This window comes from Rania fehmarnensis (assembly GCF_056494185.1).
In genome coordinates, this window is the sequence record NZ_CM151398.1 from 1647720 (window position 1) to 1672899 (window position 25180).

Below are 25180 nucleotides of genomic sequence, written 5' to 3' on the forward strand. Positions count from 1 at the left end.
GTGTTTCGGAGACCAGTCGGATTTCTACCTGTGGCAAATCGTCAGCCAGGTGTGACTTCAGCGTTTCTCCCACAAATCGGTGGGTAATTGCTGCGGCCAATTTCCTTGTAGCCAAGCATTGCGAATCCGCACTCGAGATTTCACTGGATCGCAATACCAGCCAAACTCGCGGCTCGTTTCGTTCGAGTGCGGTCGGCGATAAACATCCTTGTTGTTAATCGTCAAGATCAGCCACTGATCTTCGACACGCACCTTAATCGCGTTCCACTGCTGGACATTGAAGTTGACCGGCGCGAGTTGTTCACTACCAGGTGCCTGGCCGCGATGGTGTAACAGTTGATTGTGCATGTCGTAAGCTGTGGGCGTCGGTAACCAGTGCAACTCAATCTGCTGGTCATGAGCCAGCATGGCTTGATAACCGACGCACGGCCACGGTAAGCTTTCAACCGACTCGCAATAGACTTCATACTCCAGCACGTCACCTGCTTGAAGTGGGCGAGCGTAACCCAAGTAACAATGGGTAGCGGGCAGGTCTTTCGCATTGGCATTCGAGAAATCAGGCACATCGATGTTATGTTGAAGTTGATCGTCTGCAAAAAACCAATCGGCCCCTGCTTGATCTATGGTGAGTGCCACTGGTGAAGCGTCGGGTGGTTGCAGAATATCGCTAGTCGTCGGCAGCCGCGATTGGTAGCGCTGCGCGTTCCAGCCATTGAGAGTTTCATCCAACAACTCAATCTTGGCAGCCGGCGTGCCAGTTACATGGACATTGGTGAGAGTAATAGCATGGCCCGAGGCATGTAGACCCATAAAGGGAAAGCTGCGGCTGGCGAATTGGCTGCGGGCAATGGTAACTCCATCCACCGTAAGCGTTATCGTCTCTCCTTGACGATTGACTTCGAATTTTCGCAGCAGCGCGGATTCGTCGGGTTTAGTAACATCGCGCACGACCAGTTCGGTCTCGCGACCACTGCTAAGCCACGCGCTAAGTTTCAACGGTGCATCGCGCACTGCCAGATTGGTTCGGTCGCGATATTGAATGCCTAGTCCGCCGAGCATGCAGCCAAAGATGTTTTTGGGTGAAGCGGCCGCTACTTGGGCCTCAAAGCTGAGTGAGGCATCGCCTGTCAACGGTACATTTAAGTACAAACAGCGCCCACGAGCGGGCGCTCGTAGATGACCGTTACCGGAAGTAAGCCAGCTCGTGACCGTGTCTTCAGGTTCATCAGTCTGTGGGGCCAGCGCATTGGTTTGCAGCCAGTACTTGAGCGAGTCGGTCGATGTGTACCCGTCGCTCTGGCACAGATGTTGCCCGACGCTGAACAACATGCAATCGCGCCATGTTTCAGGCTGGTCGGAAAAAATCTGAGTTAGAGTTTTGAGCGTTTCACTGGGAAGTGTCTCTTTTCGAAGATGCCACTGGAACAGCTCACACTGCGCGGTCTCGGGTAGCCACAGCAGCCACTTGCTGAAATCAAATTGCGGAGGCAAGTCTGCTTCGAGTTGCGTTATCGCAGGAGTTAACGGCCCTTCGCTGCTTTCAGCCCGCATACGCAACCACTGACACAGCAGTCGCAGCGCCGCGAGCGGTGGTTCCTCGGAAGGTCTGGAAGTTCGAGTTTCCGCCAGCCCAATTTTGGCGGCGCGTTGCAACTCGGCCAGTACCGCTTCCAACTCGCCCCGTTGTTCCGCTCCACTTAATAAGACGTCTAACAAACTAATCGAGTTGGACTGCGGGTACGGTCGCATACTGGCGAGCAGTTGCGTCTGGGATTGTGGCTGTGCCCAGTCGGGAATGCCCAGGTGAGGCAAGTAATGGATGTGCATCGAGTCCACGGTCAGTCGCTGCTGGCCTAGCAACATCGCGCGGGCGATACGGTAACGCAGTTCCTCGGGCAATTGAACCAAAGTCAACACGGCCTCTTGGGATCGCAAGCCGCTGCGGTAACGCACATCGCCTTTGCCGCCACGCGACAACTCTTGCAGGCGACCTAGAGCCCAAATGGCCATGTATTGATGTTTGGCCTTGACGCACTGCGCATAAACTTCATTCAAGAAGAGGTACTCGTGATGCGAATGTTGACCTGCTGTTTGTGGATTGTTGAGCTCTCGGCAATAGTCACACATCAGATCGGTCAGCTTTACGAATCGCTCGACTTCATTCTCCTTGATCGTTTGCAAGATGAACTGTTGGCAGTAGGGAGCTGCTGACGCCAGATTCAAGGTGGTGGCCTTCTGCAACAATACATCGATAGTTGCTGGCGGCAGTGATACTGCCAGGGAACCCGGTTCCGCGAACAAAGCGGCTTGCAGTAGCATTTCAATGTGCGAATAAAACACTGCATCGGACCTAAAAAGTTCCTCGACTAACTTGCCGGCGGCCTCAGCCTGGCCGTCCACGCGGAGCGCGTAGATCATGAGAATTTGTCCCTCGATTTGGGGTTGCTTCTGCAGACGGCTGCTCACTTCATCCGTGACTTGTTGTAGTCGACCACTGCGCTTGGCCAAATCGATCAACACAAACGACAAATAGCGTATGGGTTCTATCTGCTGGAACTTCTGAATCGCACTCGCGACTCTCACGCTGTAATTAAGGTTAGCAGGGCGAGAGGTTTGCGCGGCCCGGGTAGCCCGCGACGAAATGGCCATCCACATATCTTCGGTGGCGGCGCTTACCGAATCGGGCAACGGGCGAATATCGTCGCTGACGTCCTGCGGGAGCACGCATTTCTGAAGTGTATCGACGACCAGGCTCGCATCGATTTGCTGTTCTTGCCAGCTAGCCAACAACATGAACAACTTCTGAAACACAACTTTCCTGGCCTCAGGAACCACTTGGTCTGCGGATTGGTTGGCCAGCCTGCGCATGTTCGGGGAATTCTGGTATTGGGCCACTGGGATTGGATGGCTCAAGAGAATCTGTTGCATGGCTGCGCTTTCAAATGCCTGCGCGAAAGCCGCCAGCGATATTTCACTCATCTTGGCTTGGCTGGCTAATTGGCTTAATTCAAACGTCAGTAGCAACCCTTGCATATGACTGGCACGCTCGACGTTTCGCAGTTTCTGCAAGGCATCGCGTAGATACTCCTCGGCCTGCGGGGGCTGTTCGTGTCGCAAGAATTCCCGAGCCAGGCTCAATTGTGATTGGATACCATGGACAGAATGATCACGATGAGCTGCATGGGCCGCGTCGACAAAATCTCTCACCCATGCATGTTGTTTGCGGGCCACCAGGCGATGCGCGACAATCCATAACGCGTCCCTGGTCTGGTCGATCTCCTCGGCTGGGCTGACTACTGAAGCTGGGGCGGCCGTTGCTTCGCCCAGTTCAGCCAGTTTGTCATGCAGCACTTCGGCTAACTTCAGTGCTTCCTCGTCAGCGCCTAGCCGGTCGGCTAAACAAAAGAGGGCGATCAGCGAATTAGGAGACAACGACCGAGCATTGCTGATCGCCCTGGCAAGAATTGGTTGAGCCAGCTCGAGAACTTTCGGCTCTCGTTTGATCAACGCCAACCGCTGAGTTAGCAAGCTATGACAATTGTCCGCGATAGTAAAATCCGTTGCCAGAACAGGAGTCAGCATTTCAACCGGCATGGCCAGCGGATGCTGGCGGTACTCGGGATTGGTCTCTCGGCTCAGACCCTCGAGGATCATCGACTCAGTGAGGGCTGCCTCATAGTTGGTTTGATATTCCGCCAAGTTGGCGCTAGGATTGAGCTGCGGGTTGATAATTTGAATATTGGTTCGCTCTTGCACTGTGCGAGCTTTAACGGTTGTTATCAAAGCGTCCCACATCCAACCGCCGTTAGAATACTTCACAGCCAGGTTAGCCATCACACCGTTATTAGAGCTGACAACGCTGGCTTGTTGGTCTTGGTTCAATTTTTCAAGTTCCGTCGCCAGCACCTTATCGAGCATCTCTTTGAGCTTGATCTGATTCTTGCCTAGGTCGTAACAATTCAGCAGCAGTAGTTTGAAACTGGGAACATTCATGTCGATTGGCTGCGTTTGTTTGTCTGCCAATGGAGCCAGTGTGCTGGCCGCAAGTTCGAATTGCTTGTACTCCAGGTAAAGTTCGCTGGCCAGTTCCCATGGCCACTTCGAATCGACTTCTGCCATGTTGATTAACTCAGCAACCTGCGTGCGCGCGTCCTTAGTGTTTCCCAGCTCAAGCAACATCAGAACCTGAAGGCATTTCAGGTCGACTCGCGTAGCGCTCAATGGAGAAATCGTATCCAAGACTTGCTGAGCTTGGTGGTCTTCGCTTATCAGTCGACATACGATACCCAGCGGGCCAAGCATGGTTCCGTCGGGTCGAACCTCTTGGGGAAACAGTTGATCTAACTGCTTGATCGCTGCTTGTTCCAAAATCTTGTCGAGGCACTGCTGAGCAGTATTGAGCGCAAGGGGCGGTCGACGACGATCGATCGCCCGAATCATTGGGGCAACGTATTCAATGCGATCAGCCTGCAGCATTTGAGTAATAACCTCGCCGGCCAGTCGACCAGAGGTCTTCTGCGCACAGCGCCGGAACATAGCATGCAAAGCCGCGTTTTCGCGCGGGAATGGGGACAAGTCGAGCTTGACCAGTTCCGTAATCAGCGCATCCCAACCATTGCGGTTGTCGATTTCTACCAAAAAACCGGCCATCGATTGATTCAGGTACTCTGGGTCCTGGGTGAACTTTTGCAGTTCTTCTTGGACCAAGTTTGCCAGAGCAACTTGGGGGCGAGGCGACGCTTGGGGGCGCGACTGCGCTCGTGAGGCCTGACGTTTGTCTGCGTCGAGGCGCTGCTGCAGTTGTGCAGCTTCCTTACGTTTGCCGGTGGCCTCATACAGTTCAGACAATTCATTGATGAGACTTTTGGATCGGGGAGACTTGGCCAAGCGCTCTTGTAGATCGGTAATCTGTTGTGCAACCTCGGGCGAACTGGCCAGCACGCGCAGGGCTTGCGCGCGGGCGGAAGCGTAATTGCGATCCTTCGAATCGAACGGATTGATTCCAGTAGAAAAAGTCGTGGACAAGTTTGCGAAGCGCGAGCGCAAAACACCGCGCGTATTTTGCACAATTTCACGGGCCACTTCGCGCGCCCGCTCGGTGCTGTTTTCCGTCACGAGCCGATTCATCAGTTCGACTTGCATGTCGATTGACTGGGCTCGCGAGTTTTGCGTTCGCCTCAAGGAGATCTTTTTGTCGTCACCAAATCCCAGTTGATCCAAAAAGGCAAGTATCTCGAGTTGTTTGCGGGCAGCCAGCGGCATCTTCAGCAGACGTTCCGCGGAGGCGCGAGCTTTCTCCATCGCACCCACCCGGATATTTAGTGTGAAGATGGCGCTCTCGCGGGTGAGTTGCACTTGGGAGTTCGTCGTGTCGAGACCTTCCAGGACTGCAATGGCTTCGGCTGGCTTTTCTAACGCCACCAGCAAACTGTGTTCAAGTAAGAGGGCCAGTTCTCGAGATGGGCAAATAGAGCTCAGGCCGTGTATCAATTGGCGGCACTCTTGTTCGTGTTGGTAATCTCCATACCACCACTTCCACGTAGCCAGGGCTAGAGTATCCACGCTCTGCTGGACTGCGTCGGCACCCGGAGCTTGCAATTGCTGAGTCAGTAACGCCTCGATTTCGTCTGCCAGTTGCGAATCACATTTGAGCTGGCAAGCGTACATCACCACGATCAAGTCGCCTGACATGATTGCCGAAGGTGGCGGAAAGGCCAACGTCAGCGTGTGTTGCGTACCACCATTGTATGAGTTGATGCTGATCGCAGCATCGTGATCGTATTGAACAAGTTGACCGGGGCGTAAGCTGCGCGCATGTTCGACCTGAATATGTTTTAAATCGGTCATCAGTTTCTTGAGATGCGCCTCGGTACCCCGCATAGAAACAATAGCATCGATGAAGGTCAGGATCTGTGAGGCCCTGCCCTGGTAGTTGGTCGTTGCACCAGGCGAACTAGCTGTCGCACGTAGATTGTCGCGACTGGCCGCGATCAGCACATCGCAGGCCAGGCCCACATCTACGGCCAGAATCGCCTGCGCGTCTTCGTAAGACGGATATTGCAAGGCCAGTGCCTTGAGAGTGGCATCGATGCGCGCGTCACTCTTTCCTCGATCCGTCAGTGTGCTTCTCAGAGTTATGCCATGCTCGATCAGTCGTTGGACCGGCGCGCTATTGTTGATCACATGGGGCGCCTGGGCAAAAGTATCCGCCATACGTTGCAGAGTCTCATCCGACACAGTCAAGGCTCCAGACTCAACCACCAGCCTGCCTGCCTGATTGAGCTGCCAGCCGCGAGCACTGGCGGCAGCGAGTCTGAATGTGTCCTCGGACAGTAGTACAAAGATCGCACCAGGCTGTTGCAACTGGCACAAGCGTTCGAGGACTCGCGTTTTCGCTTCCGAGTCCTTGAGCAACTGAAGATCGACATTCCAGCCAGTCGCTATCCCCGATTGACCTGACGATTGCATGATGACCACCGAACCATTGGCCATTTGCATAAGCATTGTGCCATCACTGTCACTTCCTGAAAGGGATGATAGAAACAACTCACGCCACAAGACGCTCGGATCGGTTTCCTGGGCAAGAGCTGCGGTGTTGGATGACGTGACCGGAATCTGTCCCTCGGCTATTTGCTGCTGCTTATGCAGCTGTTTTAGCCCTTCGGCCAGCCAGCGTACATCTTCAAAGCAGACTACATCACTGGTTATGGTCGACAGTGGCGGAATCGAACTGGTTTCGTCTTGGTGTTGGGCGAGGTTGACAGTGCGCAGCATGCTAATCGCCCTGGTCATACACACCAAGGGCAGAGTGGAGTTGGTAGGATTGGCCTCGCGCACATGTTCGGGCCAGTCACGAATCAATGTTTGACCAAACTGCGATCGTTGTAACTGCGAATATGAAATCGCATAGTTGGCTGGTAGGCCGCCACGGAGCCAGGTTTGTGAGTTGACGTTGGTACGAGCGGTAGTCGAGGATTGAGACTTGGGACGTTGGCTGAGCGTATCTGGAGCTAACTGAAGTCGACTCAGATGATCACAGATCTTGGTCATGTCTACATGATTTTGATTGATCGCTAGCGCAACGGCACACGTAGCCAGCTTCTCCCAATCACCCGGCGATTCGGCCAAGACCCGCCGGCTCAATTCCGCGATCCGCAGTTGATCTTTATTGGTGATCACCAACTGCAAGGCATTTTGCAATTGATCCAGACTCAGTTCGCCAGCCTTCAATTCATCCCAGGCCTGGCTGGCAAACTTGGTATCGTCACTGGCGACTAAGTAGCGAGCCAATTGCAATCGGCCATCGGTAGATGGGGCGACTTGATTTAACAAGGCCTGGTACTTGGCGGCTAGCGTAAAGTCTTCTTCGCCTTGTGCCAGGGCGACGAGGGTGCTGAGAACTTCTTCATCGCGGTTGTCGGTGTTCAGTTCCTCCAGGATTTGCCTCGCCAGACCATAGTCTTCGACCGATTGCCAGGCATGGGCCTGCAGTAGTTTGGCTGGGCGCACGCGGTTGTTCTGCCGACCGTATGCATCCAGCCGAGTCATCAACTTTTTAAGATTGCCCATGCGCTGATAGTAACTGGCCAGTGCTTGCACATTTTGACGAAGTTCATCATCGCTGCTCGCCTTCTCCAAGGCTCGCCAGGTTATTTCGATGGCCTCATCCGTTTGATAGGTCGAGGCTAGTCGCTGAGCCAGGGCCAACATGGCAGTACGGTCATTGGAATTTAGTCGCAAGTTCTTGCGCAGCGCAGCCAAACCGTCGTCGGGTTTTCCAGCGTCAAAGCAAAGATCTGCGAAGTAGCGTACGTGTTCGATACCTGCCCCAGGCAGGCCCACCAATTCTCTGGCCGTTTGCAGCGCCTCGTCGGTATTGCCATTGCGAGCTTGCAACATGGCGATCTGCATCGATAGAGAGACTTGTTGACGGCGGTCGATGACGATCAGCTTACGCAGGGAAGCGATCGCTTGGTCTGTCTGGCCAGCTTTGTCTGCAAGGTCTGCAGCGATGGCCAGCAAGCGAGACGACTGCGGCTGGAGTTTCAGGGCTTGATCGATCGCCAGGTTGGCAAGTTGCTGCTTGCCGCCGGCCGACAAGTAGAGCGCATAACGTTCCCAATGACTTGCGTCGGGACTCCCATCGGGCGCGGTCACCAGCGCCTCTTGTTCGCGCGTCTTCTGTGGTAGGCTGCCGTTGGCCAGGTAACATTTGATTTCGCGATCAAGAACCAGACTGCGTTCGTCTTCTAACGTGGCCTGTTGACTGGCTAGCTCGATTTGCCCGAGAGCCTCATCGAATTGCGAGGCAATGATCAGCTTGTCGATGTATCGCAGCCTTTGCGCGAGAGTGGGACGCAGTTGGCAGGCTTGGCTGAGCGTCTCGAGCGCTCGAGACTCGAATCCATACTTGGTTAACAACTCGGCCTTGCGAAACAGATTGTCTACGGACTCACGCGGCCCACTAGCCATGTCGTTCCAAACTTGCAACGCCTCGTCGCGACGATTGAGCTTAAACAGGTACTCGCCCAGGTATTCGTAGTACTGTAACTGCGCGGGATCTACAGCGATGGCGCGGCGCAAGAGCTCGAGCGACTGTTCGGATTGTGCAGCGCTGCGCAGCAGTTCAGCCACGCGCGCCAACATCACTTGATCCTCAGCGTGGTCGATCAGCAGTCGCTGCCATATCTCGGCTGCCACACGTTGACGTTCAGGTATCGCACGAGAATTGTCAGCCAGCACGAGTTGCCCCCACCGCACGACATGATCGACATTATGCGGCGCAAGTTCACACAGTTTCTGCATCGCCTCAGCTGAACGATCGAACTGACCATCGCGTTCCAGCGCCAGCGACAACTCGACGTAGGCATCTTCGCGACTGGGGGCCAGTTCGATTACTTTGTTGAACCACTTACAAGCCTCGGCGGTTTTATTTTGAATCGATAACAACCCGCCCACGCGCAGCATTGCATCCAGATCCTGAGGACGTTTGGCGATCCACTGGGTGTAGTAGTCGATCTGGCCTTGCGAGTCGCGACGTTGTACATAGTATTGCTCGATCCGCTGACGTATCTCTTGATGCAGCCAACTATCGGGATTCACTTGAGCTAATAGAGATTCAAAGTCGGCCAGCGCCTCGCTCGATTGATTCAGTTTCAGCTTCAGGCTGGCAGCTTGCATGGCAAACTCAATTTGCCGAAAGCGGTCTTGAGTTGACTTGGCCAGCGCGAGGTAACGCGCAAGTGCTTCGGCATCGGCACCTTCCTCGGCCATGACAACGGCGATCTGTTCTTGTACCTGGCCATCACTTGGAAAGAGCGACTCCATCTTCTTCCAGACTTCCAGTGCATCACCAGGTCGTTGGGCTCTGTGAAAGGTGCGTCCCAGTTCTTTGAGGATTTCGAGCGTTTCGGTTTTACCTGGATTTTTGTCCACTGCTCTTTGCAGGGCGGCTGTGGCGTCGTCGATGTTGCCTTGAACCAGCCAACATTTTCCCAAGTAGTAGCTGGCCAGCGGCTCGGCGGGCGAGAGTTTTTCGGCTGCTTGGAGTGTCGACTGCGCCTCCGCTTCTTGACCACGGCGCATCTGCAATAGTCCCAGCAGCAAGGCGGCCTGACCATCAGCCTGCGCCTGCTGACGCGTTTTTAATCGCTCGCACAGTTCTTCCAGCGCGCCGTGATCCACATGCCAGTTATAGACACGTTCCAGAGCCGTGCCTTCTTTCGGGCTTTTCTCTAATACTTGCAGAAATCGTTCGACAATTGCGCGTTCTTTCTGTTCATCGGCAGACTCTAATGCATCCTGCGCTCGTAATGGCAGCCAGCCAGCCAGAGCAACCAAAACGAAGGCACCTAACGTGCAGCGCAGAATCCATCGCATAACAAGGGGCTCCGAAAAAGTTTGCGAAAGCTCTCACGGGTCATTATAAAGGAGGGGCCGAATCTCTTTCTAGTAATACAACAGAGATAAAACTTATGCCGGATCTTGATCAGCATCTAAAAGATGAACTTGTTGGCTTTCGTGAAAAATTTAATAAACTGCGAGCCGAGATTGGCAAAGTAGTTGTAGGCCAAGAGAAAACAGTCGAAGGAGTCTTAACAGGTTTAATCGCTGGTGGTCACGTGCTGCTGGAAGGCGTGCCGGGATTAGGTAAGACATTACTAGTGCGAACTTTAGCTAGCGCTATGCATTCGACCTTTTCGCGTATTCAATTTACACCTGACTTGATGCCAGCTGACTTGATTGGCACCAATGTACTGATGGAAGACAAAGTTTCAGGTGCCCGACGATTTCAATTTGAGCGCGGTCCGCTGTTTGCCAATATCGTCTTAGCTGACGAAATCAACCGCGCGACACCCAAGACACAATCGGCCTTGTTGGAAGCCATGCAAGAAAAGAGTGTTACCGTCGCGGGCACATCGCACAAGCTGGAGGGGCTGTTCTTTGTGATGGCCACGCAGAACCCGCTAGAAATGGAAGGCACTTACCCACTGCCCGAAGCGCAATTGGATCGATTTTTCTTCAAACTGTTAGTTCCCTTTCCAACTACAGAAGAAATCGAAGTGATTCTCGATCGCACGACCGAATCAGAGACACCCGAAGCGTCACGCTTGATGGAACCTGGTAGTGTGCTGGAGATGAGTCGATTAGCGCGGCGGATTCCGATCAGCGATGAAGTGCGGCGATTTGCTATCCAAACTGTGATGGGATCCCATCCTGACAATGAGTTGGCGAGTCCTATGACTCGTCAGTTTGTGCGTTACGGCTCCAGTCCGCGCGGGGCACAGGCGGTGATCCTGGCGGCTAAGATTCACGCCATTCTCGATCATCGCTTCCACGTGGCTCGCGACGACATTCGCGCAGTCGCTCCCAACTGTTTGCGACATCGTATCTTGCTGAACTTCGAAGGCCAAGCCGAAGATGTCAAGACCGATGCCATCATCGATGATATCCTCAAGAGTGTCGATCGATTGCAACCGGTATAGCTGACAGGTGCCAGTGCTCGTGCTCCTACTCGTACTCGAAAAGCTTGCGAGTACGAGTACGAAGAGGAGTAGGAGTAGGAGTAGGAGTAGGAGTAGGAGTAGGAGTGCTAGTTCAGGGGCAATTGTTTAGTTGGTAGGTGAAATATCGAAACGATTGCGGCCACGGGGTTTTAACGAGCTATGTCGATATTTGATTCCGAGTTTTTGAAACGCCTGGAGTATCTCTCTCTGGTTTCCAAGCGCGTGTTCCGTGGCCAGCTATTGGCTCAGCGGCGCACTAAGCAACTTGGGGGCGGCATCGAGTTTGCCGATCACCGCGAGTACTCTCGAGGCGATGACCTGCGGTACTTGGACTGGAATATCTATGCTCGCTACGGCGATTTGTTGCTGAAACGCTTTCAAGAAGAGGAAGACCTGCACGTCTACGTCTTGCTCGATATTTCGCCGAGCATGAATACGGGCAATCCATCCAAGTTTGACTTTGCGCGGAAGATGGCCGCTGCGCTGGCTTACATCGCGTTGGCGGATCTCGATCGCGTGGCCATCCATGCGTATGCCAACGACATTGTATCGACGCTGCCCCTGACGCGCGGCAAGGATCGCATCCTTTCGGTCTTGCGCTTTCTGGACGATCTGCAGCCATCTGGGAAAAGTACCGATCTGACACGCGTGGTGCGTGGGTTCGTCAATCGTGCGCCGCGGGCAGGATTGGTTATTCTGCTGAGCGATCTATTCGATCAAAACGGGTTTCGGAAAGGCATCGACCTGCTGAGGCATCGCAAGTTTGAACCGCACGTTATCCAATTGCACACAAAAGAGGAAGCTCAGCCAACTTATTTGGGCGATATCGAATTGGTCGAGGTAGAAACCGGCGAACAACGCAAGCTGACGGTGACCGAACGCAAATTAAAACAGTATCAACAACTGTTCAAAGAGTTCCTCGAAGGCATCGATACCTACTGCCGCAACTACTCGCTCTCATGCACACGCTCAACAGTCGACATTCCCTTCGACGAACTGATTTTGCGCATGATGCGAGCCGCCGGCGGTGTTGGGTAGCGCACTAAGTTGTGATGTGCTCTTCGCGTGAAGATAGATCCAAGTCCATAGAGAGCGAATAGATGGGACTCGATACAGTGGCACTTACTTTGGAAGTCGAACGGGCGTTCGATATAACCATTCCCGATGAACGAGCCTGCGAGATGCGCACGGTAGGTGATCTGTACGCATTTGTGCTCGAGGCAACGCGAAATCACACTTGGGATTCGCATCGCTGTGTGAGTGCGGCAACTTTTTATGCCCTCCGCCGACGCTTGATGGCACACGTTGCAGGTGCTCGAACTTGGCGCCCTTCTACCGATGTAAACTGCACCTTGCCCATCTCTTCGCGTCGAATGTTATGGTCGCGATTGGCGCACGAACTTGATCTGCGATTTCCACCGCTTTGCCGACCTAGTTGGTTAACGCTGCTCGCATCCGTTGTCGTTGTGTTGGCGACTATGATGGCGTTTACGTTTTCCCAATCGGTAGTTGGCGTTGCTGGGGCTGTTTGCTTGTCGCTGTTGGTACTGGTTCTGTCGAGTTTATTCGCGAGTTTGATCACGGTGCCCTGGGCCCTTTTTCCTGCCGCGGCTCATCGAACCTACCGTGGGCTAGTGACTGAACTGGTCGCACTGAACTATACGAAGCTGTCCGAGCGATTCAACACATGGAACCCGACGGATGTGTGGACTGTGTTACAACAAATAATCGTCGAGCAACTGGGCGTTAAGCGAGAGCAAGTAAAGCCTGAAGCGAACTTTGTATTCGATCTAGGGTGCGCATAGCCACCGAAAAACTAATGAACATACTGGAGTTTGCAAATCCGATTGGCTGGTGGTGGGCGGCTTTGGCCGTGCCTCTGGCTTTGTTATACATCTTGAAAGTGCGCTTGCGCCGTCAGAATGTCAGTACCTTTCTGTTTTGGGATCAGGTCTTTCAAGAAAAGAAACCTCGCTCTTGGTGGCAGCAGTTACGACACTTGTTGTCGTTGTTATTGCAGTTGGCTTTCTTGGCACTATTGGTTTTGGCGCTGGTCGATCCGCTCTGGCAGTGGCAGAAGGCTCAGCGACGCAAGGTACTGGTCGTGATCGACAATTCGGCCAGCATGGCGGCCAGTGAAGAAGGTCAATCGCGTTTGCAGCGGGCGAAAGAGACGGCGGCGGCCTTGGTGCGCTCGCTGCGCGTCGGTGACGAGATGGCCATCCTGTCAGCCGGCGGCAAGCCTGAAGTGGCCATCGGCTTGACCGATCATTCACGCACGCTACTGGATACCGTGGACGCTATCGAACAGACCGACGCGCCGTCAGCTTTAGCCGAAACGGTAACAGCCGCCAAACGTTTGCTGGTAGGTGACACGCGTTCGATCGTCTACGTGTTGACAGATGGCTGCGATCCGTCGATTGCCGCGCTAAAGGACGATGAAGCGGTCAACCTGGTAGGCTTTGGTGGTCAACAGAACAACGTGGCGATTACCCAATTCCAAGTACGTCGCAGCTTATTGGATGCCATCGGTTACCAGATTTTGATCGAAGTCAGCAACTTCAGCGATCAAGACTACAAAGGGCGGCTTGAACTGAACCTGGAAGATCAACTAGTCGATGTCATACCGCTGGAACTGAAGCCCGAAGAACACAAGACGCTGCATATGGATCAAGCGTCCGCGACGGGCGGGCGGTTACGGGCCAGGCTCGAGTCCGATGATGCTCTCTCCACCGATAATCAAGCGCTGGCCGTCTTGCCCACGCGCCGTCCCATTAGTGTAGCCTTAGCTACACCTGGCAGTTTGTTCTTGAAAAGCGTGCTTGAGTCGATTCCGTTGGTTGATGTGAAGATCTTTGAACAGAGCTCTGCCACCGCTGAAAGCCCGAATGTTTCACGCATTCAATTACCGGCCGATGCTCTCCGACCTATCATTATCCTGGATCGTGTGCTGCCTGAAAAATTGCCACCGGGTAAGCTGCTGGTGATCAACCCTGCGTTTGATAGCGAGCTGTGGTCGTTGGGAGAACCCATTGCCCAACCGCTGGTGGCTTCGATTAGTACGGACTCGCCCGTCACCCAGCATGTCAAACTAACCAATGTCTTGTTCCCGCAGGCTCGCGGCATCACGTTCAATCAAGAGGCCGAGCTACTTATCAAGACACCGCTGGATGAACCGCTGCTGGCGCGTGTTCGGCGCCCTAGTGGCGATGTGCTGGTGCTGAACGTCAATCTCGACGAAGGTGATTTGCCACTGCGGATTGCGTTTCCCGTGCTTATGAAGAACGCGCTCGAATGGTTCGATGGCTCGCAAGGTGAACTGCAACCGGCGCTGGCTAGCGGGGGCACGACCAAAGTGCTGCTGCCTCAAGTCACCAAGACTGCCGATGAGCCGGAGCCAACCAAAGCTGCCGCCGATGCCGCTACCGATGCCGCTGCCCAACCAAGCACTGAGAACAATCAGCAACTTGCCAAACTTGAAACCAAAGACCAGTCGAATGCAACGGCGACAAATAACAATATGGACGCGACTTCTGATGCGCTTGACTACTGGGTCCGCGATCCGTTAGGTCGTTTAACGCCGCTGGCGCATGATGCGCAGTCTGCAACGCTGTCTGTAATGAAGCACAGCGGACTGTGGGCTGTGGGTACCCGAGCAAGCTTGTCTAGTGATCCCTGGCTATCTGTGGACGAAAAGGGAGCACTGCTGAAAACCGATAACGTGGCTGGAGAACCATCGCAGGATGCAACGAAGTTAGTGGGGCCGTCGGCTGTGACCCACCTGGCCTGCAATCTGTCCAATCGAGCCGAGAGTGACTTGCGGCCAAAATTTGAATTGCCGACAGCCAATCAACTGGGACTTGTAAGTCTGGGCGGACGATCGATTTGGTTCTATTGTGTGTGTGCAGCTCTCGCACTGACAGCGCTGGAGTGGTGGTTGTATCAACGCAGGATCGTCGGATGAGCCCAAGTACCAACTTGACATATGCACTCGAATTGACGAGACCGTGGATGCTCTGGCTGCTACTAGCGCTGGTGCCCATCGTATTCTATTACTGGCGCAGCCTGAGCGACTTTCCAATCTGGCAACGCCGCTGGTCAACTGTGATGCGCTCGGCGATTGTGGTGCTGTTGGTATTGGCCTTGGCTGGCCTGGCGTGGCTCAGCCCCACTCAACGTATGTTTGTGGTTATGGCCATCGATCGCAGTGAAAGCGTCGATGCTGAAGCTCGCACGCGCGTCGATGCCTTGATCGCCGAAGCCAAAGCGGTTCAAGGCCAGAATCAGCTCGCCTTTCTCGATTTCGCGTCCGAGCCAGCTAGTGTAGTATCGAATCTGGACGAGCAAGAAGAGATCGAGAAAGAAAACGTGCGCGGTACCAACCTGGCTGCAGCCATTGAAACGGCCACTGCTTCCATCTTGCCCAGCTATGTTCCGCACATCGTCGTCTTGAGTGATGGTCGACAGACGCAAGGTGACGCCGTACAAGCGGCCGCGAGCGCCAAGATTCCAGTTAGCACGATTCCTTTACCGACGCGCGATGAACCCGAAGTTCAGGTTGCCGAAGTAACTGCACCGGCGCAGGTGCGACAAGACGAACCGTTTTATGTCGAGATCACCGTGGCTTCGAACAAAGCTGGTGAAGGTTACATCGATATTTATCGCGGTGACATTCTGCACAATCAAGATAGTGCGAAAGTCAAAATCGAAGCTGGCGAAACCAAGTTCCGCATTCGTGATTCAATTACCGGCGACAAGCAGATCGAATACGTGGCCCGCGTGCGCCAGTTTAACGATACGCTGCTGGATAACAATGCAGCCTCGGCTATCGTGTTCGCCTCTGGAAAACCGAGTGTGCTGTTGATCGATTCCAATGCCGAACAGACCAACGACCTGCGCTGGGCGCTCGAGGAGCAAGGTCTGTTGGTACAGACTCGACCGGTTGAAGGTGTGCCACAATCGCTCACCGAGATGCAACGTTTTGATTGCCTCGTGTTATCCAACGTGCCGGCTACCTCGATGTCGCTGCAGCAGATGGAGATCATTCGCACCTATGTGCAGGACTTGGGTGGTGGCTTGGTGATGCTGGGCGGTGATCAATCCTTCGGTTTGGGTGGATATTACAAAACGACGCTCGAAGAGATTTTGCCGGTTCGCAGCAACTTCGAAAAGGAAAAAGAGAAACCCAGCCTGGCGATGGTGTTGGTGATTGATAAATCCGGATCGATGGGTGGACAGAAAATCGAACTGGCCAAAGACGCGGCAAAGGGGACTGTCGAGCTGTTATCGCCCAGCGATCAATTGGGCGTGGTCGCCTTTGATGGCGATGCCTACTGGGTGAGCGAATTGCATTCGGCGGCCGACAAGGCTTACATCGTCGACAACATCAGTACGATCGAGGCCAGTGGTGGCACGGCGATTTATCCAGGTTTGACCAATGCATACGAAGCCCTGATTTCGGCCACGGCCAAACTGAAGCACGTGATTCTGATGACCGACGGTCATTCATCACCAGGGGATTTTGAAGGAATTACGCGTGATATGGCCAGTGCCCGCATTACGCTCTCGAGCGTAGCCATTGGCAGCGAGTCAGATACCAAGCTGTTAGAGGAACTGGCGCAAATCGGGGGCGGCCGCTATTACTTCTGCGATGATGCGACCAATGTGCCGCAAGTCTTTGCCAAGGAAACGGTAACAGCCAGCAAGTCGGCGATCAACGAACTGCCCTTCGTGCCGCAGTTGATTCGTCCAACTCAAGTGCTCAGCGGTATAGAGTTGGAGACAGCCCCGTTTCTGTTGGGCTATGTCATCACGCGGCCCAAGCCCACCAGCGAATTCATATTAGCAACTGAAACCGGTGACCCACTTCTAGCGTGGTGGCGTTATGGATTAGGTATGACGGTGGCTTTCACTTCGGATGCTAAACGCCAATGGGCGGCTGAATGGTTATCGTGGCCGCAGTTCGGTAGTTTTTGGGCTCAGGTCATACGGCACGCGATGCGCAAGAGCGACACCAAGGGCGTGTTTGTGGAAGTGGCGCGGCAAGGCGATCGAGCGCGGGTGATCGTTGACTCTGTCGATGATGCTGGCCAGTTTATCAACGCTGCCAATACCAAGCTGACCGTTATCAATCCCAGCTTGCAGAACACGGCTCTCGAAATGCAACAGACGGCCCCGGGCCGCTACGAAGCTGAATTGCAGACCGAAAAGAGTGGCGCGTATCAATTAGAGCTCGCTCAGAGCCGCCAAGGAGTAACGACCTTCAGGCAAAGTCGGGGCTTGGTGGTTGGCTATCCCGATGAATTGCGACTAGGGCCGACCAACGAAGATCTATTGCAGCAGATCAGTCGCGTATCCAATGGCTCCTATAACCCCAGCGTTCAAGACATCTTCGAGCCTGGCCAACGCGCGGCCAGATCCGTACTACCTCTGTGGCCTTACCTGCTAGCTGCCGCAGCCTGTTTGCTACTGCTCGATGTGGCACTGCGACGCGTAGATTTTTCGTTGTGGGTAAGTTTTAAGTCGTAGATGCGCAGGGTCCACCTCTCCCCTTGGAGATCGTCAAGCTTTTAAGTCGAGCAATCGCATTGTGTTTAGGATTTGGGTGGCACTGGCAATGCGCAGCATAGCCAGTGCTCAAAACGCAGCGATTGATATTCGGGCTGCAGTTGACCAGAGCTAATGAAACCGAAGTTTCAAAGCACCCTGAGAGGGCTCATTGGCCAACGAACCAACCCCGTCACAGGCTGCAACCTGGCAGGCTGTATCCAAAACTTCGCTGCCATCGGGCCAGAAACAGGGCTCGCTAACTGCACTACTTCGTTCCATGCACTGGCTATGCTGCGCATTGCCAGTGCCACCCGATGAGTCGACCCGCCCTTTGGTCTTCTCTGCGATCCTCCGCGTCTCAGCGTTTTTAAAAGGGATGTTTGGCGCTTCGGGGCCGGGGGAAAGACATGATCCTGAAGCCTTTGATCATCAACACTTAATAGCTGTACGGTCTCTACAAGGGGCGAGGGGAGCCCCCTGCGGTCTGGCGATTACTTTATGTGTAAAGCATTGCGGCTTAATCGCGAAACAAAACATCAATCATCAGCCGAATCGCCATCCTTGATGACGAAGCGGGCTTTCAGGCGAGCCACTTCGGTGGCCAGGCCGGCGGTGGTTACGCTGCGCAGGACTTCTTCGAAGTTCTTGTACGCGGCTGGAGCTTCGTCCTTGGGATACAGCCGGCAATTGGTCAGAATGTCATGCTGCTCAAAGGATTGATCGATGGCTGTTTGGTCTAGTTCACGAATGGCACGCTTGCGGCCCAGGGTGCGGCCTGCGCCGTGATTGACGCTAAAGCAACTGAGCGATGCACCCGGATCGGCTACCATCACGCTCGAACCGGCTTGAGGATTGCCCGGCAAGAGAATGGGATGGCCTGTCTGAGCATAAAGCGTATCTTTAAGTGCATAATGGCCAGCGGGAAACGCTCGCGTGGCACCCTTGCGGTGAACCCAACTCGGCACATTGTTGACAAACTCTTTGCGGGCAATGTTGTGGCTGATGAAGTAGACGAGCTGACTCTTGATGCCAGGGAAGACTTCTTCAAAGGCTTCAGCCACCAAGGCATTGATCAACAAATGATTGAGCGTGGCAAAGTTGGCACCCAGTGCCATGTCATCCAAATAGGCATTCGCTTCGGGTGTTCCCAGCGGCGCATACACCAGTTCGCGATCTCCGCCCGGCAAGGGAATGTCCCAGTGCTTGAATTTGTCTTGCAGCGCGCGAAACTGACCCATCGCCAGGTTGTGTCCAATGCCGCGCGAGCCGCAATGCGATAGAAACGCTACGCAACCGTCCTGCAGCCCAAAAGTATCCGCCACCGATCGTGCGCGGGGCGCATCAACTACGTGGACTACTTCACACTCGCCGAAATGATTGCCACCTCCATACGATCCAAGTTGGGCTACCTTATCGGGAAACTTGCGCAGCGCATCTTGGCCGAGCAATAGTTCCAGCCGAGCAGCCAAGGCATCGGCCGTGTCATCATGGCCGAAGTGCGCACTGTCTTCGCAACGCTTGGCCCACTCCGAAGGAATGCCTAGCGCATCGCAGACCGCCTCGCTTGCCCCTTCAGCCAAGAGCCGACGTCCAATATCGGTAGACACGTGGCGAGCCTTCTTGGCATGTCGCTGACCGCGACCGGCACCGGTCGGTATGCGAGCACAAACGGCATCGATCAACTGCCGACGCACCGGACGCTCGATGATTTGATCGGCGGGCAAGTCGAACTGCAATAGGCTCATCGAACATTTAATATCGACACCCACTGGTCCGGGATAAATGTGCGTCGGTGAAACCATCACGCAACCAATCGGCGCACCGTAACCGCAGTGACCATCGGGGTTAAGCACCAGGTCAGTTACACCTGGAGCCAAGCGTGAATTGATCGCCTGCGTCAAGCACAATTCATCAAACGTCGAGCGTATAGCTTCTGTTTCAATGACCGTAATCGGCTTGGAGTCGCCCGTCGGCAGAATCGCCGTCGCTTCACCCGTAGGAATCAATTCGCGCATGAGAGGATGGGTTTCATTGTTCTAGAAAATTGGCAGATCACAGCGTTGACCAATTATAGACCCCTTGCTGCGCTGCGAGGTTCGTGAAGGTGACAGTCACCTCTCCAAGGCTTCGCCTTGGGGAGGTCGAATCGAGGCTTTGCGAGATTCGGGAGGGGTCTTGGCAGAGGAGGTGGTTATTACCGCACGAGTCTTGCCTGGCGCAGTGCCCCCTCCCGCAGACGAAGGCTAAACGCCTCGTCTGCGACCTCCCCCGCTGCGCGGGAGAGGTGACAGTCACCTCTCCAAGGCTTCGCCTTGGGGAGGTCGAATCGAGGCTTTGCGAGATTCGGGAGGGGTCTTGGCGGTGGAGTTGGTTAGTAACGCAGGAGTCTTGCCTAGCGCAGAGCCCCCTCCCGCAGACGAAGGCTAAACGCCTCGTCTGCGACCTCCCCCAGCGAAGCTGGGGGAGGTGACAGTCACCTTAGAATCCCAGCTTCTTGGCTGCAGCGACGATGTCGGCTTCTTTCGAACCGAGGATCAATTGTCGTTCTTGGGCTACAACCTCTTCAGGTTTGATCTTGCCCTCTTCGATCAATTGCAGCAGAAGTCTTTGACGCACGCTGCCGCGCGAGAGAGCTACAACTGCCAGGCGTCGATTCTCTTTGTCATAGTTGGGTAGATGCTCGATCAATAAGCCAGTGGCTTCGGGATGATCGACATCGGCCAAGCCGCTGACGCTGCCCATTTGTAACTCGGGATCGACATCTTTGCCGATGTATTTTAAGAGTTGTTCTTTGGGAGCTGGCCACTGGGCTAGAGCGATGATACGCAAGGCGTCATAACGCGTGCCGGTACGAATCTGGGGATTGTCGGCCATCGCTTGGGATTGTCCTAACAATCGTTCCCACTTAGCCGCAAGTTTCTTGTCGCTAGCCAACATTTTCTGAATGTGTTCGTTGGGCCAATCACCGCGCAGACCCAAGCCGTTGATGACGCCACCACCGATGACCACGGCTTGCCAATCTCGCAGCTCGGCTCCTTCGCGCGGCATGGCTACGTCGATGACTTTCTTGTTCAGCTTGGTATCGCCACCTTTACCGGCGGCCACGGCGACGCGCCAGATCCATGGTATGCGGCGATATTCTTCTTTTTCATCGCGCGGCAAATTGGCCGCCATCGCCGTGATGACTTCGGGCGCAGTCTTGATCGCCAGTGGCACCAAAGACAACCGCGCGTCGTCCGCGATGTCTTCGTTGAGCATATCGCGAGCCAGTTCACCAGAGGCCATCGTTTCCGGCGGAGCTTCTTGCGGCGCGGTGGCTTTGACGAATCGAATTACGTCTGCCATCTCCTGCGGCGGCAAGAGTTTTTCCAGGCCTTCAGGCATGAGACTAGCCCGCGTCGAACGCAGCTCGTCCAATTCCTCGCGATCCAGCACCTCTTCCTTGGCTTCCGCGCCGCGCAGTGTAATGGCGGTAGCTGTTTCAGCAGCCAAGAGGCCCGTCAGCGTCCGACCACTATCAGTCAGCGCCGTGTATGAAAGATAGCGGTTGTCGAGATTGCGATTCGGATCGAGGATCTCTTGCAAGAAGAAGTTGACTGGCTTGTGAGCCAGCGCCGCCAGGTCGGGACCAACAGCGTGTCCCATGTCCTGTAGTTTATGGCAGGTGCTGCAGTTCTTGCGGAACAGCTCTGCACCGCGCTGGGCGTCGCCTGTTAACTTTTCAACCGGCGCGTAGTTGGTTAAGACTTGTTGCCGGTCGGAATTCAATTTGCCTGCCAACAGTTTTTCAGCCCGCTCGCGCACATCCGTTTGCTGGTGAGCCAGCAGCTGCGCGCGCCGAGCCGCATCCAGTTCAGCCACGTCCACTTGTTTGCGTTCGATGCGATCGAGCAAAGTAGCAATCCACTGGGGTCGAGTTAGCAAGCCATCGAGAGCATCGGTTTTCAATTGAGGTGACAGCTGAGCCCAAACATTCAGCAATTCATTGGCCACGCTGGGACTAGATCCGCGAAGCAGCGCGGCGACAGCTGCCGCTTGAATGGCCGCAGGATTGCGCGGATTCAACATGCCAGCCAATAATGTTTGATCGCTATCGCTATTGGGTTTGTCCACCTTTTCACGATTGAGCAAACCAATGGCAACCGCTCGCAGCGTTTGTTCGGCCGATTCATCGCTGGCAATCGCGCGGGCTCGAGCGATGGCTTTGCGCAACATTTCTGGAGTTGTCGACGAGGCAATGGCTTTGGCTAACGCCTCATTGCGCTCGGACCGCGACAGCATGCTGGCCAGAGTTTTGAATCCCCATACACTGGGCGCCTGCGTTTGTAACTCTGCAATCTGCTGTAGTAGTTTGTTGGCCGACTCGGGGCTCATCATAGCTACAGACAGTGGCAAGATGCTGGGCGCAACTTCACCCAGCGCTGGCGAGGAACTGCTGGTCAGATGCGTGGTGAAGGCGTCGATGGTCGCGGGAGTCAAGCTGCTGCTGATAGCCGAACGCAGGTATAGATCTTGTGGATTACCCAGCGCCATCTCGGCCAAGGTCTTCGCAGCCACTGCATCGGACCAGGCACCCAGCGAGCAAGCAACTTGCAATTTCAATTGTCCATCGGCGGTCTGCGAAAGCTTTACAACTTCTTTCAAAAGCGCTTGACCACTTGATCCACTTGCAAACTGCTCGCTTAACCGAACTGCATGCCGCGCCACGCCAGCATGCTTGTCGGCTAGCGCAGCCAGTACATCTTCAGCCGTTAGTTCGCCAAGTTGATCCAGGGTCGATAATACTTGAACTCTGGTTTCTGGCCGCGGGCTACTTCGCCAGAGTTGGTGGAGAGCTGGCGAGGCATGCTCATGTTTGTTCCAGAGCAGGAGCTGCATGGCCATATCGCGTTGCCAACCATTGTCACTATCCAAGGCAGCGACTAACTGGTCCGTAGAAAGCTCAGCCAGCTTGGGCCATTTCAGCTGCGCCTGGTCCTGGGGACGGACTCGGTAGATACGACCCAAGTTGGCACCAGCCCGCGCATCGACCTGATCGAGCGACTCAGGGGGAATCCAACGTGGATGTTCGATCACAAAGCGATACATGTCGAGTACCCACAAAGTGCCGTCGGGCGCTGTGCGCACTTGTACAGGTCGGAACCATGTGTCTTGTGATGATAAGAACTCGACTTGGCTTTCATCGCTGGCCCGTTGGCCTGCAAACGAAGAACCGTTGGGCGATAGTTTGAGTCGGTGGACCAGCAGATTAACTGGTTCACAGGTAAAGAGATCGCCTAGCAAGCCTGCACCTAAAACTCGATCGCGATAGACGCCGATACCACAGGCGGCCGTAGCTATACCGCTACTGCCTGATAGTTTGAACAGCTGCAATTCGGCATTGCCCGGTATGATGCGATCATCGTCGCTGGTGGCAGGCACATGCACGGCGCCCGGCGGTGGTGGCGCGAAGCCGTTGCGCTGGGCATAGTGTGTTGAAATGGGATAGTGCCGCGCCAAATCCATGTTGTCGCAACCAAACCAATTCTGAAAGTCATCGCGCACGCGGCCTTGTTGCGTTTGACCGGTCGCAGCTTCTATCTCGCCGGTGTCGGGTCGAATGCGGAAGTCACGATTGCCCAGTTCAAAGGGTTCATCTTTGGCAAAGGACTTGATCGATCCACCGAAGAAGCCACACGAACCGTATAGCCAGCCATCGAGTCCATATTCGAGGCTGTTGACGCGGGCTTGAAAATTATCGGTACCGAATCCGGAGTAAAGTTTTTTAACGATATCGGCGCGGCCGTCACCGTCGCTGTCTTCGGCATACAGAATATCCGGGGCCGCGCATACCAGGACACCTTTACGCCAGACCGTGATCCCGGTGGGAAAGGGGATCTCGTCCAGAAAAATAGTTGATGTATCAACTAATTGTCCATCCGACGAAGTGAGCACGCGGACTCGGCCGGCTGGGGCGTAAGTGCCATCGGTGCCCGCCGGGTAATCATACATTTCGGCCACCCAGATCTTACCATCGGGTCCGAAGTCGATCGCCACCGGTGACGTAACGAGTGGTTCCGCCGCGACCAAATCGATGGCTAGCTCGCTGCGTGTCCTCATCAGCTTGACTGATTGCTCGGCCGCTCGCGGCCGAGTGCCCTGCCCTTTGCCGGGTTCCATCTGTGGCGGAAACGTGGCTGATAACTGCGCCAGTGCAGCATCGATGATGGGCTGTTCCAGTCCCGGGGCGAACTTGGATGGTTGATCGTAATAGATCATGGCTTCGCCGCCTTCGTATCCGCCTGCGGCCAATACTTTCTCGCTGGGAATGTAACATGGGCACGCGTTGGCATAGGCATTGACCCAGAGTTTTCGACCATCGAGTTCTTCTTTCAATCGCAAGCCGTACTCCGAGACAACTTCGCCTGGTAGAAAGAGCATGGCCAGCGAATCGCCGAAGGACCAGGATTGCACGCGATAATCGATCGACGTGCGCAACTTTTCGCCACGATCGAGCTTGGCCAACTGTACTCTTGCGTGATAACCAACGGGCGATTGTTCCTGGGCAGTCTTCTCCAGCTGGGCGCGCGAGCTGGGCTCGCTTAGCGGTAAGCCAAGGGTTTGGTTGTGGATAACTAGTGGGCCGGTGATGGGACGCAGTCGCGTGGCCAGCAAGCGATCGACTTCAGCCGCAATCTCTTCGCCTTGGCCCAGCGCCAGATCAGCTCGATCATTCATTACACCGGTGGTGGGATTCTGGTCGCCAGCGCAACCCACTGAGGTCATGGCGATGGCTTGCGGGAATCGCTTTTCGATTTGAGTTTGCGCAAAGCCCGCCCAATCGCCGCCGATTTGCGGCTCAGAGAGGGTGACGCAGTGGCACGCATAGCTGACATAGATCGCGCGAATCGATTGGTCCTGATCGCGCACCACTAGCATGGGCAGATCATGATCGTAAGGTCCAGCTTTATCGCGACGATTTTTAGCAAAGCTGACTAGCCCAATACCATAATGCATGGTCGATGGCCGCCGCGATTGGAGGGCTTCCATGGCTGCTTGCGTCAGCTTGTCGGTGAACTCTTGGGTGTAGCGATCGATATGGGCTTGATCAGCTGCGGGAATGGGTTCACCAAAGATATTCGGCGCGCAGCCGTTGATCATCGGCGCTGTATGCGTATGGGTAGCCGTGATCGATAATCGCTCTGGATTGAGGCCTGTCTTCTGTTGAAGTCGATCTGCAATAGTCTTGGTGATCTCTTGCGGGATGCCTAGCGCGTCGACAGTGATCAACACGGCTGCAGCGTCACTTTGGCCGATCGCCAGCGCCTTGGCCCAGATCGGCTGACGCACGCCGATCGACTCTTGTTTGCGCACCAGGAAACCATTCATGCGAATGGGATAGTCAGGCGTAATATCGACTTTGGCCACGCCGACAGCGTAAACATCGGCCCGCTCGATCATCGTCGCAGCAGCAGCCGGAGAATCGTCGGCGAGCGTTGCCTGAATAAAGAAAGTACCGATAGACAGAAACAAACAGAACTGCGCGGCGCGCAGTACGAGAGTAGTGGACATGCGCTTCGATCTCAGGAAGGTAATTCGGCTAGATCCATCGCGGGGGTTACCTGAGATTATACACGCTGCCGAGT

Annotated in this window: 8 protein-coding genes; 5 read left to right on the forward strand and 3 right to left on the reverse strand. The window is 54.7% G+C overall.

Going from position 1 to position 25180, the window contains the following annotated elements; genetic code table 11:
* Positions 1 to 57: 57 nt before the first annotated feature.
* A complete protein-coding gene (locus SH573x_RS05165) occupies positions 58 to 9879 on the reverse strand; it encodes a tetratricopeptide repeat protein (RefSeq protein WP_479353267.1) in 9822 nt (3273 codons plus the stop codon).
* A 95-nt stretch (positions 9880 to 9974) separates the two neighbouring features.
* On the opposite strand from SH573x_RS05165, the gene SH573x_RS05170 reads away from it, so the two are divergent.
* The 5 genes from SH573x_RS05170 (at position 9975) to SH573x_RS05190 (ending at position 17534) form a co-directional block, all read left to right on the forward strand.
* Entirely contained in the window at positions 9975 to 10985 is a 1011-nt protein-coding gene (locus SH573x_RS05170) for an AAA family ATPase (protein ID WP_479353268.1), read from the forward strand.
* A gap of 180 nt (positions 10986 to 11165) precedes the next feature.
* Positions 11166 to 12044 carry a DUF58 domain-containing protein gene (locus SH573x_RS05175; protein ID WP_479353269.1) on the forward strand — a complete coding sequence of 293 codons (879 nt, stop codon included), beginning with the start codon at positions 11166 to 11168 and terminating at the stop codon, positions 12042 to 12044.
* A gap of 62 nt (positions 12045 to 12106) precedes the next feature.
* Entirely contained in the window at positions 12107 to 12811 is a 705-nt protein-coding gene (locus SH573x_RS05180) for an acyl carrier protein (RefSeq protein ID WP_479353270.1), read from the forward strand.
* Positions 12802 to 14970 carry a vWA domain-containing protein gene (locus tag SH573x_RS05185; RefSeq protein WP_479353271.1) on the forward strand — a complete coding sequence of 723 codons (2169 nt, stop codon included), beginning with the start codon at positions 12802 to 12804 and terminating at the stop codon, positions 14968 to 14970. The genes SH573x_RS05180 and SH573x_RS05185 overlap by 10 nt, the downstream gene beginning before the upstream one ends.
* Positions 14967 to 17534 carry a VWA domain-containing protein gene (locus tag SH573x_RS05190; protein ID WP_479353272.1) on the forward strand — a complete coding sequence of 856 codons (2568 nt, stop codon included), beginning with the start codon at positions 14967 to 14969 and terminating at the stop codon, positions 17532 to 17534. Before SH573x_RS05185 ends, SH573x_RS05190 begins: the two co-directional genes overlap by 4 nt.
* Before the next feature lie 557 nt (positions 17535 to 18091).
* Here SH573x_RS05190 and SH573x_RS05195 read toward each other — a convergent pair.
* Both SH573x_RS05195 and SH573x_RS05200 read right to left on the reverse strand, forming a co-directional pair.
* Positions 18092 to 19570 carry an RtcB family protein gene (locus SH573x_RS05195; protein WP_479353273.1) on the reverse strand — a complete coding sequence of 493 codons (1479 nt, stop codon included), beginning with the start codon at positions 19568 to 19570 and terminating at the stop codon, positions 18092 to 18094.
* Between the two features lie 463 nt (positions 19571 to 20033).
* Positions 20034 to 25106: a neutral/alkaline non-lysosomal ceramidase N-terminal domain-containing protein gene (locus tag SH573x_RS05200; RefSeq protein ID WP_479353274.1), complete on the reverse strand. Its 5073-nt coding sequence runs from the start codon at positions 25104 to 25106 to the stop codon at positions 20034 to 20036.
* Positions 25107 to 25180: the final 74 nt, after the last annotated feature.